Raw genomic sequence first — 14,605 nt, forward strand, 5'->3', positions numbered from 1 at the left:
GAGCAGAGGACTGAAAATCCTCGTGTCACTGGTTCGATTCCGGTTCGGGCCACCATCTATGGCGCTATAGCCAAGTGGTAAGGCAGAGGTCTGCAAAACCTTTACCCCCGGTTCAAATCCGGGTGGCGCCTCCATAGATTAAAAAACTTCAGTTTTTACTGGAGTTTTTTTGCATATAAAGAAAAACATACTTAGATAAAAGAGCAAAGCTCTTTTTATTTAAGCATGTTTTTTTTATTTAATAAATATATTATAAAAAATGTAAAAAGTGTTGTTGCTATTAAAACTACTGAGAATGCATGAGGATAGTTTTGAAGTGGTAGAGGAATATTCATACCATATGTACTTGCTACAACACCATATATAGTCATTACAGTAGTTATAGAAGTTAGTATTTTAGCTACGCTATTAAAGTTATTTGATATTACAGATGAAAAGTATTCCATAGTACTAGATATAATTTCAGCATATGTATCAGTCATTTCAATAGCTTGTTTGTTTTCTATGATAACATCATCTAAAAGTTCTTTATCTTCCTCATATTTTTGAATTCTTTCTAATTTTAAAAGCTTATCTAAAGTAACTTGATTACCCTTTAATGAAGTAGAAAAATATACTAATGATTTTTCAAGGGAGTGTAGTCTAATAAGACCTTCATTTTTCATAGTTTTATTAAGTTTTTTTTCAAGGAATATACTTTTTTTTTCGATTTGTCGAAGATATAGTAAATAATAAGAAGCAACTCTATATAAAATTTGCAATATAAATCTAAATTTTTTGAAAGTATAGAAACTAGATATTTTATTAGCTATAAAATCTTTTATTATGTCAGTTTCTTTTAATGAAACTGTAATTAGAGCTTGATCTGTATAAATTATACCAAGTGGATAAGTATCATAAATTAATCCAGAGTCATTTTCTTCGGAATATGGTATATCAAATATAAGTAAAGTTTCATTATTTTCAATATCAATACGAGAACTTTCTTCTTCATCAAGTGCAGCAGATAAAAATTCTGGTTCAACTTCTATTTCATTTAAAACAAGATCTAATTCTTCTCTAGTTGGGTTAATAAGATTTATCCAGCTTCCAGTTTCAATTTTATCAATTTTATTTAAAAGACCAGCATCATCTGATTTGAAAATTTGTATCATATGGGTACCTCCTTATCTTAGTAAGTTATTTTTATCAAGGATATAAAGAGACATTAGAGCTATTAGGGATGTAAATCCCATAACTATAATGAATGCATATTTTGATTGTTCAAGTGGTAAGACAACATTCATTCCATATATTCCAGTTGCTACTGTGTAAAGAGAGCATACTGTAGTCAATGATGTAAGTATTTTTGCTACTCTATTAAAATTATTAGAAATTATTGAAGATGAAAACATTATAGCACCAGATAAAATTCTAGTATAAATATTTGTCATTTCTACAGCTTGTTGATTTTCTATAAGTATATCTTCAAGCATTTTTTCATCTTCTGCATCATCTTGTAACATATGAGATTTTTGTATTCTATCGAGTGTTATTTGTGTTGATTTTAGTGAGGCTGCAAAATATACTAATGATTTTTTTAGTGAATGAAGCTGAGTTAATTCACGGTTTTTCATTGATTTATATAATTTTTCTTCGATTAATGAACTTTTTCTTTCTATTTGTCTAAGGTATATTAAGTAATAAGCATAAATTCTATGTATTATTTGAAGTGTAAATCTATTTTTTTTATAGGTTGAGAATAATCTGATTTTTTTTTGTGAAAAATCAGAAAGTATTTTACTATTTTTAAGGCATACGGTTATCAAATAATTTTTGCTATGTATTATTCCTAGTGGATATGTATCGTATGTAAGTGTATTCTCTTCTGTTTCTGTAAATGGAATATCTATAACAAAGAGCATATTTTCATCTTCTTTATCTATACGAGATATTTCTTCATCATCTAGAGCTGCTTTTAACATATTAAGAGATACTGCAGTTTTTTTTGATATTAAAACGAGCTCTTCTTCAGATGGAGATATAAGATTTATCCAACAGCCATCTTCAAGTGTATTAAGTGATTTTAATGTACTACTAATGTCTTTTTGAGTTTTGAATATTTGAATCATTATATGATCTCCTTAGTTAAGTTTATTTATCCAAGTTAATTATAGCAAAAAAAAAGGGTATATCTAAGATGTCTTATATAAATTTAACGGCAAAATTATATTATTTTAATCTTTTTTTCCTTGTTTAATTAACAAAGTATTTTATTAATATGTATGTGTTATGAAGAAATGTTATGTAGATTAGAAAAGCAGAGACTTTTGAAGATATACGGTAATATAGAGAGATAGTTTATTTAAATGATCAGTACTGCTTTAATTTGCTCGATTTTGCCTTGAAAAGAGCTTAGATTTAATTGTGATATATTAGTATAATCGAATCATCTTGTTTTTTATATTAAAAATTTCGGGGGATTATATTATGGGTATTATGCAAAGAGAGGTTAGAAATCATAAAATATCAGTTGCAATTGTACAGAGCATTGTTTTTGTTAGTTTTATGATTTTTGTTTCAGGAGTTGTGGGACAAGTTAGGTTGGAAGATACTAGACTAGAGGTTGTGACTGATCCTATATTTATTGTGGCAACTGTTATAGCTATTTTGTTGTTATTTAAGAATAGTAGTACAAGTTATAAATATTCTGTTATTGCAGATCAATTAATAGTTCATAAGGTTACTGAAAGAAATCAAAGTATTTTAGAAAATATAAAAGTTGGGAATATTCTTTACGTTGGAAGAGATGAGAGTAAAATAAAGAAATTTAAAGCATGTAGGTGCAAAAAATATACATGTTCAATTAGGTCTAAAGATAAATATTGTTGCGTATATGAAGTTGATGGTAAAGTTAAGAAATTTTATTTTGAGGCTAGTAATAATTTTGTTGAGAAAATTGAAAAGTTAAAGTTAAGAATTGAAGAGCATAAAATGTATGTTTAGTATATAATCCAGAGTTAGTAGGGATAACCTTACAACTCTGGATTTTTTTGTGTTATAGGTTTTTATATGCTAATATAAAATCTATATTTTTAATAAAGGTCACATTTTCTTTTTGATACTTCTAGTTTAGCTTCTGTTAAAAGATGTGGAGCTTCTAATAAATCTATTGCTGTACAAAAAATAGCAGATGTTACTTTGTTTGCTGTATCAATAGCAAGTGGTGTGAGGGTTGCTTTTGCAAAGTCTAATGTTCCGTATTTAACAAGGTCATCTTCACCAACAATAGCTATAAGATGGCTTATTGTTGGAACTTTGTTGCTAATATTTCCAAGACTTAACCCATCATGTAGTGTTATATTTTCTTTTATATTTATAATTCCACTTTCTTTTAGGTTATGTGTGAACATACGGGAAAGTGTGGGGCTTGGGTTTAATGAATGACTTGGTGGTTGATAAAGGGTTGTTTCTGCTTGTACATCAAGTAATGAGCCTATATAGTTAGTTATTGATTTTATTTTAGTTTTTATATTTTTAGCTTGGTTCATTTCTTTTGATCTTATTAGCAGTTTAATTGTACTATCATTTGCTTTTACAAAAGGATCTTTTGTACTTTCTGATATTACATAATCGATTTGTGAGCCTAAACAATTTATACCTTTCTCTAAGACTTTTAGTATATTACATAGCATAAGACTAGCATCTAGTGAGTTGTATTCACAATCCTGTGAGAAGCTTAATTTATAATCACTTTTAAATGATATTTTCATTGGTATTATTGCAGCTGAGTTTTCAATGGAACAGTTTATTGTGTTGGGCTGTATACTTAAGACTGCATCTATATCATCAAATACTCCTTGTTTTAAAAATGTTTCTTTTGTTCCGCCTAAATATTCTCCTGGGCATCCAAGTATTATTATGGTACCTTCTGTTTTTATTTTTGGGAGAACATGTGCAAGGGATATAGCAGCACCAATTTGAATTTGGCAAAGTAAATTATGACCTGTTAAATGTCCTTTGTTTTCTACCGCATCATATTCGCAGGGTAAGCATATTACAGGATGTCCAGTTCCAAATGTAGCTTTAAAAGCTGTGTCGATATCTTGATAGTTTTTTTCTATTTCAAATCCGTAGCTTTCTAAGTAGTTACATATAAGGTTGGTACTTTGATGTTCATTATAACTTTCTTCTGCAAGGTTAAGTATTTGAGTGGAAAGGTTTATTAACTCATCTTGTTTTGTTGATAAGTAGGAAATAGCATCTTGTTTCATAAATTTCTCAATGCCGGCTGGCAATTGAGTTTTCACCACCTTTCAATTTTATATATACTTTTAGTTTTTACAATAATTTAAAAAAATATTTATGTTAATTATGTATATATTTTTACTGGGTGGTAAGAATTAGAGATAGATTGTTTTAAGGGGTGTTATATTTTATGGAAAATAATAATTTAGATGAGATTAATGAAAAAGTTTTAGACTGTGATGATATTGCTGAGATTTTAAATTTAGATAAAGAAAATGTTATTGAAATTAAATCTGAAATTGATATTGTAGAGAATAATAAAGTTATAATTAGCGAGTATAAATCTTATGATGAAAAACAAGTTTTAGATATGATTTGTATTATATGTGGTAAAACTAAGTGTCGTGGAATTGTAATAATGGATAAGAAGATTTGTTTAGATTGTGAAGAGAAGGCTGTCAAGGCTGATATTAGATCAGAGTTTTATACAGATTATAAGGAGAAAATATTTAGAAGTGTTGTTGGTAAACTTAAAAATCTTGGCTAGTAGAAGTTATTCTATTAGCTTTTTTTTATTAAAATTCTGTGGATAATTTTTAATATTCTTGCCTGTGGATAACTTTTGAAAATAATTTTTAGATTTTCTGTGGATAGATTTTAGATATTAATAAGTAGAGATGATTTTCTAATGAAGTTTTAAGTATATAGTATTTTTTAGGCTTTTTAAAGAGAATTTTTAAAATTATTTTATGGATAATTTTGTGGAGAAAAGTTAGATTAGTAATAACTTGTTGTGATAATCTCAATTTAGGAAAAGTTTTGATATAATAATGGTAGAGTATAAAGATATATTTTACTAGGAGGGCTTAACTATGATAGATGAAGTATTAAAGGAGTTACCTTTAATAAAAGTTATTGATGAATATTTAAAAGAGGATATTGCTCCATTTTCTATGCCGGGTCATAAGTATAGTAAAGCATTTTTTGGAGATAATTTAGCAGAACTTTTTTTGAAGGGTGATATTACAGAGTTTGATGGGACTGATAATCTTCATAAACCTGAGGGATGTATTAAAGAATCGCAGGACAAGTTATCGAATATTTATGGTAGTGAGGAATCTTATTTTTTAGTTAATGGTAGCACTTCGGGAAATTTAATTATGATTTTTGCTGCTTTTAATGAAGGTGATAAAATTATTATCGAGAGAAATTGTCACAGAAGTATTATGAATGCGATTGTTTTAAGAAAACTTGTGCCTATTTTTGTGAAGAATATAATTCATGATGAGTTTAAAGCACCAATTTCGATTGATAGAATAGATTTAGAGCGAGTTGTTAGTGAAAATCCAGATGCAAGAGGGATTATTTTAACTTATCCTTATTATTATGGGGTTGGAATTGATGTTGCTAGTACTATAAGTTTTTGTAAAGAAAATAAGTTGAAGGTTTTAGTTGATTCTGCTCATGGAGCTCATTTTGGGTTTAATGATAGGTTACCTATGTCAGCTCAAAATATGGGAGCTGACATTGTTATTATGAGTGCTCATAAGACGCTTCCTAGTCTTACACAAACTGCTTATATGCATGTTAATGATAGAAGTTTAGTTGGTAATGTGGAGCTATATAAGGGGATGTTTTTGAGTACAAGCCCATCTTATATGTTTTTAATGTCACTTGAGTATAGTAGATATTTTCTTGAGTATAAGGCCTTTGCTAAGTATAATAGTTTATTAGATAGAATAAATAATTTTAAATCACATATTAAAAATCTTGAATATGTTACTGTTGTTGACAGAGAGTTTTTTGCTAGTATGTCTAGTGAGATTGAACTTGATGAGAGTAGAATTGTATTGCATGTTTCAAAAGGGCTTAGTGGACATAAGTTACTTGATTATTTAAGAGAGAATAAAGTTCAGGCTGAGATGAGTGATGAGAGAAATGTTATTTTAATTCCTTCACCATTTAATACTGACAAGGATTTTGAAATGTTAGAAAAGGCATTGTTAAATTGTGATAAGAGTGTTTTAATAGGTGAAGAAAAAGGGTTTTATGATTTAGATATACCAGAGATGGTGATGATTCCATCAGAGGCTTTGATTAGAAATAAGAAAAGTATTAGTATTGATGAATGTGAAGGGTGCATTTGTGGAGATACTATTATTGCATATCCACCTGGGGTACCACTTCTTATGATGGGTGAGAGAATTGAGAGTAGACATATTGAGTTTATGAAGAAATATATTGCTGATGGAGTTACTCTTATTGGCGTTGATAATTATAAACTTTTGGTTGTTACTAATTAATATATTTATCTGGAGGAAAAGATGGGAAAAATTTTTTGCATAATGGGAAAGAGCAGTTCAGGAAAGGACACTATTTTTAAATTACTTGTTGAGGAGAATACACATAATCTTAAAGAGGTAGTTAGTTATACTACTAGACCTATAAGAAATAATGAAACACATGGTGTTGAGTATTTTTTCATTAATAAAGATGGGCTCGAGGTTTGGACAGGTAGAGGGAAGGTTATTGAAGTTAGATGTTATAATACAGCTCATGGAGAGTGGTTTTATAGTACCATAGATGATGGGCAAATTGATTTGAGTTCAAATGAAAATTATCTTATTATTAGTACGCTTGAATCTTTTGTTGGGATTAGGGAGTATTATGGGGGTGAAAATGTTTTACCTGTTTATATTGAAATAGATGATGGATTAAGACTTCAAAGAGCTTTAGAGAGAGAAAGAGAGCAATCAATGCCTAAGTATGAAGAAATGTGTAGAAGGTTTATTTCAGATAGTGCTGATTTTAGTGAGTCTAATTTAGAGAGTGCTGGAGTTAGTAGAAAATTTGAAAATTATAATCTTGATAAAGCACTTGATGAAATTAAGGATTTTATTATAGAGAGTATAGAGTAAGATTTAAAGCGTGTAATTTGTTTTAGTTACACGCTTTAATTTATATTATGGATAGTTTAAAAAAGTAATTTTAATTTTATTAATTAGATAAATTTGAGATGGATATTTGGTTTGAAGCTAATTAAAATGTTTAATATTAAGTATTTAATGGTATAATTTTTATTATAGATGGATAATCATTTATGTTTTTTGGAAATATATTTTAGATGATATATGTTTTATATGAAACTTTTGCTGAAATGAGCATTTAGGAGGCAATGGATGAAGTTAATAATAACTATAGTTCAAGATGATGATTCTTTAGATTTAGTAGAGGAGCTTAATGAAAAAGGGTATACTGTTACTAAGCTTGCTACAACGGGTGGGTTTTTAAAGTCAGGAAATACTACTTTATTAATTGGGCTTGAAGAAGATAGAGTTGATAGCGCAATTGCTGTTATTAAAGAAAATTGTGAAAGACGAAAAGGAGCTGTCCCAATTGTGGAGCCAATGCCAGAACCAGCAGGGATATTTGTACCATACCCAGTTGATATTGAGGTTGGAGGGGCAACTATTTTTGTAGTTGATGTTGATAAATACTTGAAATTTTAAATAAGAGGATGTGTAGTGCATTGAGAGATATTATAGGACATAGAAAAATTTTAAATAGATTTATACTTAGCAAAAGTAGAAATGCACTTGCTCATGCTCATCTTATAGTTGGGGAAGATGGAATAGGAAAAAGTTTTCTTGCTAAAGGATTTGCAGAAGTTATTCTTGGGATTGAGCCAAGAGGGAGTCATGTTGATATTATTGAGTATAAAACTACTGAAAATAGTTTTAAGATTTCTCATGTTAGGGAGTTAATTTCAGAGGTTAATAAAAAACCTTATGAGGGAGATAAAAAAGTTATTATTTTATATGATGGGCAGAAAATGACAACAGAGGCGCAAAATGCACTTTTAAAAACTATTGAGGAACCACCAAATGGAGTTTACATAATAATTTTAACAACAAGTCTAGATCTTATACTTGATACTATAAAGTCTAGATGCCAAATATGTAAGCTAGTACCACTTGGCGGTGTTGATCTTTTGGAATTTGTTAATAGGGAATACAAATTTATAGATGAAGATACTAAAAAGGCACTTATTGCATTTAGTCAGGGTATACCAGGACGAATAGATAAGTTTGTTAATGATAAGGGATTTGGAATGCTTAGAGATTTTATTTTAGATATACTTTTAGCTATTTCTAAAAGAAGTGAAAAAGATATTTTAGAGTATACAGGCTATTTTGAGTCTAGGTCTAAAAATGAAGTTGCTAAGATTTTAGTTGGAAAAAATGATGATTTGTTAGAGCAATTTGTTTCTTTTACTAGGGATATTATTTTGTATAAAGAAATGGCTAATGAATCTTTTATTATAAATAGTGATAAGATTATAGAAATACAGGAACTTGCAAACTTAATGTCATATAAAAAGTTAAAAGAGTTTGTGGGAATCGTTGATGAAACTAGGATTAATTTACTTAGTAATACAAATAGGGCATTAACTTTTAATGATATGATGAGAAAAATGTTGGAGGCATAATATGATAAATGTTGTAGGTATAAGATTTAAAAAGGCTGGAAAGATATATTATTTTGATCCGTGTGATTTAGATGTGAAAAAGCGTGATTATGTTGTTGTGGAAACAGCAAGGGGGATTGAGTTTGGTGAGTGTGTGATACCTCTTAAACAGATTAGTGAAGAAGAAGTTATAGCACCACTAAAAAAGGTAATAAGAGTTGCCACTGATGAAGATAAAGAAAATCATAGAGTTAATAAGTCTAAAGAAAAGGACGCATTTGATATTTGTGAGGAAAAAATTAAGGAACATAAACTTGATATGAATTTAATTGATGTTGAGTATACTTTTGATAATAATAAAGTTATATTTTATTTCACAGCAGATGGAAGAGTAGACTTTAGAGAACTTGTAAAGGGGCTTGCTACTATTTTTAGAACTAGAATAGAACTTAGACAAATTGGTGTTAGAGATGAAGCTAAAGTTGTTGGTGGGCTTGGGCCTTGTGGAAGACCTTTATGCTGTTCAACTTTTCTTGGAGAGTTTGCATCAGTTTCTATTAAAATGGCTAAGGAGCAAAATTTATCTTTAAATCCTACTAAAATTTCTGGGGTTTGTGGAAGACTTATGTGTTGTTTAAATTATGAACAAAGTACTTATGAGGAAACTAGAAAGAATCTTCCAAAAGTGGGCTCTATTGTTGAGACTTGTGATGGTAGAGGAGAAGTTATTTATAATAGTGCAGTTAAGGAAAGTGTTAAGGTTAAGATTAAGACAAATAATGATGATGGATTTATCGAAAGTTATAAGATAGAAGACATTACATTAATTTCAGGTAAGTATGAGGCTGATGAGTTTGATAATGATTTAAAACTTGAAATTACAGATAGTACAGATAAAGCTGTACTTAAAAATATATTAAAAAAAGAATAGAAAGAAGGCTTGTTTGATTATGAATATAAAAATGGAGTTATCTAATTTAAATTCACAAGATGATGTTGTTAAGATACAGAATGCGTTAGCAAACCAAGAGGGGATTTTAGCAGTAGAAATTAAGCTTGCTGAAAATAGTGCAAATGTAGTATATGATGATTTTTATACAACTCAATATGTTGTTTTAGATGTGGTAGAAAGTTTAGGCTATGGAGTGAAAAGTATTTCAGGAAAGTTAAAATAAGGAAAATAAAAACTTTAATGGAAAATAAAAGAAAAGTTTAGTGTATATCTTTTATTGCTACTAGATATGTGTTAAAATAATCCTTGTATTGTTAGGAAAAAAATTATTGGAGGTGTTTGGAATGGCTTATAAAATAGAAGATACATGTATCAGTTGTGGAGCATGTGCGGCTGAATGTCCAGTTTCAGCTATATCAGATGGAGATACACAATTTGTTATCGATCAAGATATATGCATAGATTGTGGAGCATGTGCTAGTGTGTGTCCAGTTGGATCACCAGTAGAAGACTAATATTGTTTGTTAAAGGAGGAATCTTAATAGATTCTTTCTTTTTTTTTTATAAAAAAATAGGAGCTTAGTTTATAGACTAAACTTCTATTTTAGTTTTATCTAAAATTATTATTTTAGTCTTAATATCTTTTAAATAATTTTCTGGAATTAAAAATGTATCTAATTTTTCTTTTTGATAATTTTTAAATATTAAAAGAAATTTATCAAGAGAATTTAATGAAAAGTCGGTATCAGAAGTTCTGTAATGCATGGGGATAATAAATTTAGGGCGTATTGTTTCAATTATTCTATGCAAAATTTTCAAGTTAAGAGTATAGTTTTCACCTACAGGAATAAAGAGAATATCTATATTTTTTAGTTCTTTGAGAATAGATATATCAAGCATATGGCCAAGGTCTCCAAGATGACAAAGGCTTATATTCTCTATTATGAAGTGGAAAATTAAATTAGGCCCTCTTTTAAGTCCAAGAGAGTTATCATGATAACTATTAAAAGTTTTAATTTTACAAAAATTATTTTCAAAGTCAGATGCGAAATTTAATATTTTAGAATCAATGGGAAGGTTTTCTGTATCTGAATGGTCAAAATGAGCGTGACTGATTGTTATAATATCAATATTTTCAAGTGATGAATTAATTTTAAATGGGTCTGTTAAAATTCTTTTTCCATTTTTAGTTTTTATTAAAAATGATGAGTGTCCTAAATAGTAAATATTCATAATGATAACCTCCTACTACATATTAATAGTTATTAACATTTATTAATTAAATTAAACATGACAATTATGGTTTTAAATCATAAATTTGGATAAAAATATGTATAGAGGAATTTAATTTGAAAAAGATTTATTTAACAAAGGAGTTTAAATAGTATGGAGTGTGATAAATGCAAAAAGAAGAGTGCAACAGTAAAGCCTGTAAAATCAATTGAGGGGAATAGAAAGTTTTTTATGTTGTGTGAAGTCTGTGCAAATGAAGATAAGGAAGTAGTGCTTGAGTCTGAGATGGATGATTTAAACTGCTTCAATTTAAATAAAATTTTAAGTGGATTAGTAGATTATGTTGGGCATAAAGAGGATAGGAAAAATATATCTTATGAGGTTGAATGTAAAGAGTGTGGCACAAAATATGAGGAATTTAGGAAAGATTTAGCTTATTTAAATGAAGAATTAATTGAAGCAATAAATTTTGAAGAGTATGAAAAAGCAGCTATTATACGTGATGAAATTAGAACTATTAAAACTAACAATGGTGGTGAATGAGTTATGTTTGATAAAAGTTTGAATACTAATGTATTGATGAGTAATGAAATTTATATATATAGGAATATAGATGGAAAGGTATTTCTAGGGAAATTAACTACTGAAAATGGACGTAGGTTAGCAGAAAAAATCTCTAAAAGTTTTTTGGAAAATACTTCGTATAAGTTTAAAAAGTAAAATTATGGGAAGAGTAATTTATATAGACTTTCTAATAGAATTACGCTTGGGCTTACAGAAGAAGAAATAATGAATGATTTAGAGGCATTAACCTATAGGTACTTTAAATTATTTATTATTAACAACTAAGTATAATAATATAAAAAGTTTATCAAAAGAAAAAATTAATGAGAATGAAGAAAAGATATTAAGGGCAACTAAAATTAGAGAAATATTAATACAATATAAAGTATAAAAGAAGGGAGAAATTTATGTTTTTTGATAAGTTTACGGAGGATGCTAAAAAGGTAATTGAGGAAGCAAAAAATGTTTCAAAAGAGCTCAAGCATGGTTATGTTGGTACGGAACATATACTTTTAGGATTTTATAGAACTGATACACAGGCAAAAAAGTTTTTAGTAGATATTGATATTACAGAGGAAGATGTTACAGAGCTTATTAAAAGTTATATAGGTGTTGGAGATGTTGACTATAATATATTAGATATTCCATTTACACCAAGAAGTAAAAAAATACTTGATGAGAGTATTTTAGAGGCAAGAAAAGAAGGGGCACAATATTCGTCAGCTGAAAATATTCTTTTTACACTTTTAAAGGATAAAGAGGGGGTGGCATATATTATTCTTTATAATCTTAATGCTAACTTTATAAAGCTTAAGAAAACATTAAAGGACTATTTAAGTGATGATGTGTTTTCAACTGAAATAAAAAGAAAAGATGAAGGGCGTAAAAAAAGAGATAGAGAAAAAAAAGATATACCAGTTCTTTTAAAGTATGGTGTAGACCTTACTGCATGCGCATTTGATAAAAAATTAGATCCAGTTGTTGGAAGGGAAGAAGAAACTCAAAGGGTCCTTGAAATACTTTGTAGAAGAACAAAAAATAATCCTTGCTTAATAGGAGAGCCAGGGGTTGGTAAAACTGCTATTGCGGAAGGTCTTGCACAAAGAATTGTAGATGGAACTATACCTGGAAATTTAAAGGATAAGGTAATTATTTCATTAGATTTAACCGCTATGGTTGCAGGGGCAAAATACAGAGGTGAGTTTGAGGATAGACTTAAAAATGTTATTAAGGAGCTTAAAAAAAATCCTGATGTAATTTTATTTATAGATGAAATTCATACTATTGTTGGTGCAGGAGGTGCTGAGGGGGCAATTGATGCTTCTAATATATTAAAACCAGCATTAGCAAGAGGTGAAATACAATGTATAGGTGCTACTACTATTGATGAGTATAGAAAACATATAGAAAAAGATACAGCACTTGAAAGAAGATTTCAGCCTGTTATAGTAGGTGAGCCAAGTAAGAGTGAAACAATTCTTATTTTAAAAGGACTAAGAGAAAATTATGAGAATCATCATAATGTTCAAATTTTAGATGAGGCTATTTATGCAGCAGTTGATTTATCAGTAAAATATATAAATGATAGATTTCTTCCAGATAAGGCAATAGATCTTATAGATGAGGGAGCGGCAAGAGTCAGAATTGATGATTTTAGAGTACCACCAAATGTAAAAGAGGCTGAGGATGATATTAAGGAAATATCAGATAGAAAAGACAGGGCTATATTAGAGCAAGACTTTGAAAAGGCCGCAGGACTTCGTGATGAAGAGAAGAAGTTAAAGCAGAAATTTATAGACCTTAGTGAAGAATGGAAAACGAATAAGGTTAATAAAGTTAATATAGTAGACTCTAATAGTGTTGCTAATATTGTATCAAGATGGACTAAAATACCTGTAGAAAAATTGACTCAAAAAGAAGCTGATAAGCTTTTAAGTTTAGAAAAAACATTAGCAACTAGAATAATAGGGCAAGAAGAACCAATAGAAGCAATTTCAAAAGCTGTAAGGAGGTCAAGAGTTGGACTTAAGGATGTGAATAGACCAGCTGGTTCATTTATTTTCCTTGGGCCAACAGGTGTTGGTAAGACAGAACTTTGTAAGGCACTTGCAAGTAATTTATTTGGTGATGAGAGTTATATGATAAGAATTGATATGTCAGAATATATGGAGAAGCATAGTGTTTCTAAGCTTATAGGTTCACCACCAGGGTATGTTGGATATGAGGATGGTGGTCAGCTTACAGAGAAAGTAAGAAGAAGCCCATATTCTGTTATCCTTTTAGATGAGATTGAAAAAGCACATCCAGATGTGTTTAATATTCTTCTACAAATTTTAGAGGATGGTAGACTTACAGATGGTAAAGGAAAAGTTGTTAATTTTACTAATACTATAATTATAATGACATCTAATTTAGGTGCTCATAGTATTAACAAACAAAATAAGGTTGGATTCTCTATAACAGAACATCATGATGATGATGAGTATAAAAAAATGAAAGAGAAAGTTATGGAGGAATTAAAACAAACATTTAAACCTGAATTTTTAAATAGAATAGATGATATTATGGTATTCCATTCATTAACAGAAGTACATTTGCTTAAAATAGTAGATATAATGCTTAGAGGTACAAAGAAAAAGCTAAGAGAACATGAGATACATTTATCTTTTAGTGAAGAAAGTAAAAAGTTTTTTGTTTCAAAAGGAACGGAGCTAAAGTATGGAGCAAGACCGCTTAAAAGAGTTATTACAAAGCATTTAGAGGATAAACTTAGTGAAGAAATTTTATCTGGAGAAATTAAGAGTGGTGATTCTTTAGATGTACTTGTTGAGATGGATAAAATAATATTTAAGAAAAGAATTCAAAAAATATGTGTTAATACAGAAAAAAGCCTATAATATAGAAAATTATCAAGTAAAATATTAAAATTAATAAGTATTATAACCTCCATTTTAGTTAAATCTATGAATGGAGGTTTTTTTATGGTACTTGCAAATTAAAAAATTGGTGCTATAATGTTAATAAAGATACCCGTAGGGGGTATGTAAAATAACATTTGAATGGAGGAGAATAACTATGGCAAAAGAAGTTAAAAATATTGATATAGTTGTAGTTGGTTCAGGTCCAGCAGGTCTTGCAGCAGCAATTTATGCAGCGAGAGC

The 14,605-nt window shown here is 28.9% G+C and carries 15 protein-coding genes, 1 tRNA gene and 1 pseudogene; 13 read left to right on the plus strand and 4 right to left on the minus strand.

Annotated elements, in window-relative coordinates:
* Positions 1–60: 60 nt before the first annotated feature.
* Positions 61–134, plus strand: a tRNA-Cys gene (locus Q0V24_RS15645).
* A gap of 81 nt (positions 135–215) precedes the next feature.
* On the opposite strand, the gene Q0V24_RS15650 is transcribed toward Q0V24_RS15645, so the two are convergent.
* Both Q0V24_RS15650 and Q0V24_RS15655 read right to left on the minus strand, forming a co-directional pair.
* Positions 216–1,154, minus strand: coding sequence for a magnesium transporter CorA family protein (locus Q0V24_RS15650; RefSeq protein ID WP_297522869.1), 939 nt, complete (start codon positions 1,152–1,154; stop codon positions 216–218).
* Between the two features lie 12 nt (positions 1,155–1,166).
* Positions 1,167–2,111 (minus strand): magnesium transporter CorA family protein, encoded by a 945-nt coding sequence (locus tag Q0V24_RS15655; RefSeq protein ID WP_297522871.1) that lies wholly within the window; start codon positions 2,109–2,111, stop codon positions 1,167–1,169.
* Between the two features lie 358 nt (positions 2,112–2,469).
* On the opposite strand from Q0V24_RS15655, the gene Q0V24_RS15660 reads away from it, so the two are divergent.
* Positions 2,470–2,985 (plus strand): hypothetical protein, encoded by a 516-nt coding sequence (locus tag Q0V24_RS15660; protein ID WP_297522873.1) that lies wholly within the window; start codon positions 2,470–2,472, stop codon positions 2,983–2,985.
* 89 nt (positions 2,986–3,074) lie between these two features.
* Here the strand turns inward: Q0V24_RS15660 and Q0V24_RS15665 are convergent, their stop codons facing one another.
* Entirely contained in the window at positions 3,075–4,277 is a 1,203-nt protein-coding gene (locus tag Q0V24_RS15665; protein WP_297522875.1) for a M20 family peptidase, read from the minus strand.
* 140 nt (positions 4,278–4,417) lie between these two features.
* Between Q0V24_RS15665 and Q0V24_RS15670 the strand changes: the two genes are divergently transcribed.
* The 8 genes from Q0V24_RS15670 (at position 4,418) to Q0V24_RS15705 (ending at position 10,162) form a co-directional block, all read left to right on the plus strand.
* Positions 4,418–4,774, plus strand: a complete 357-nt coding sequence (locus tag Q0V24_RS15670) for a sigma factor G inhibitor Gin (RefSeq protein ID WP_297522877.1) — start codon at positions 4,418–4,420, stop codon at positions 4,772–4,774.
* Between the two features lie 325 nt (positions 4,775–5,099).
* Positions 5,100–6,530: an aminotransferase class V-fold PLP-dependent enzyme gene (locus tag Q0V24_RS15675; RefSeq protein ID WP_297522879.1), complete on the plus strand. Its 1,431-nt coding sequence runs from the start codon at positions 5,100–5,102 to the stop codon at positions 6,528–6,530.
* A 21-nt stretch (positions 6,531–6,551) separates the two neighbouring features.
* On the plus strand, positions 6,552–7,145 hold the full coding sequence (locus Q0V24_RS15680; protein ID WP_297522881.1) for a guanylate kinase: 594 nt from the start codon (positions 6,552–6,554) through the stop codon (positions 7,143–7,145).
* Between the two features lie 261 nt (positions 7,146–7,406).
* Positions 7,407–7,736: a cyclic-di-AMP receptor gene (locus Q0V24_RS15685; protein ID WP_297522882.1), complete on the plus strand. Its 330-nt coding sequence runs from the start codon at positions 7,407–7,409 to the stop codon at positions 7,734–7,736.
* 20 nt (positions 7,737–7,756) lie between these two features.
* Positions 7,757–8,716 (plus strand): DNA polymerase III subunit delta', encoded by a 960-nt coding sequence (locus Q0V24_RS15690; RefSeq protein WP_297522884.1) that lies wholly within the window; start codon positions 7,757–7,759, stop codon positions 8,714–8,716.
* 1 nt (position 8,717) lies between these two features.
* A complete protein-coding gene (locus Q0V24_RS15695; protein ID WP_297522886.1) occupies positions 8,718–9,626 on the plus strand; it encodes a stage 0 sporulation family protein in 909 nt (302 codons plus the stop codon).
* Positions 9,627–9,645: 19 nt separating this feature from the next.
* Positions 9,646–9,870: a heavy-metal-associated domain-containing protein gene (locus tag Q0V24_RS15700; protein ID WP_297522887.1), complete on the plus strand. Its 225-nt coding sequence runs from the start codon at positions 9,646–9,648 to the stop codon at positions 9,868–9,870.
* A 121-nt stretch (positions 9,871–9,991) separates the two neighbouring features.
* Complete coding sequence (locus Q0V24_RS15705; RefSeq protein WP_297522889.1) at positions 9,992–10,162, plus strand: 4Fe-4S binding protein; 171 nt, start codon at positions 9,992–9,994, stop codon at positions 10,160–10,162.
* A 76-nt stretch (positions 10,163–10,238) separates the two neighbouring features.
* Here the strand turns inward: Q0V24_RS15705 and Q0V24_RS15710 are convergent, their stop codons facing one another.
* Positions 10,239–10,880: an MBL fold metallo-hydrolase gene (locus Q0V24_RS15710; protein WP_297522892.1), complete on the minus strand. Its 642-nt coding sequence runs from the start codon at positions 10,878–10,880 to the stop codon at positions 10,239–10,241.
* 153 nt (positions 10,881–11,033) lie between these two features.
* Here Q0V24_RS15710 and Q0V24_RS15715 point away from each other — a divergent pair, with 153 nt between their 5' ends.
* The 3 genes and pseudogenes from Q0V24_RS15715 to Q0V24_RS15720 all read left to right on the plus strand — a co-directional run bounded on the left by Q0V24_RS15715 (position 11,034) and on the right by Q0V24_RS15720 (position 14,341).
* Positions 11,034–11,423 (plus strand): UvrB/UvrC motif-containing protein, encoded by a 390-nt coding sequence (locus Q0V24_RS15715; protein WP_297522894.1) that lies wholly within the window; start codon positions 11,034–11,036, stop codon positions 11,421–11,423.
* A gap of 201 nt (positions 11,424–11,624) precedes the next feature.
* A pseudogene (locus tag Q0V24_RS17135) lies at positions 11,625–11,729 on the plus strand (hypothetical protein); the annotation flags it as partial.
* A 122-nt stretch (positions 11,730–11,851) separates the two neighbouring features.
* Complete coding sequence (locus tag Q0V24_RS15720) at positions 11,852–14,341, plus strand: ATP-dependent Clp protease ATP-binding subunit (protein WP_297522896.1); 2,490 nt, start codon at positions 11,852–11,854, stop codon at positions 14,339–14,341.
* Positions 14,342–14,605: the final 264 nt, after the last annotated feature.

Source organism: uncultured Clostridium sp., from assembly GCF_947039605.1.
Classification (GTDB): domain Bacteria; phylum Bacillota; class Clostridia; order Clostridiales; family Clostridiaceae; genus Sarcina.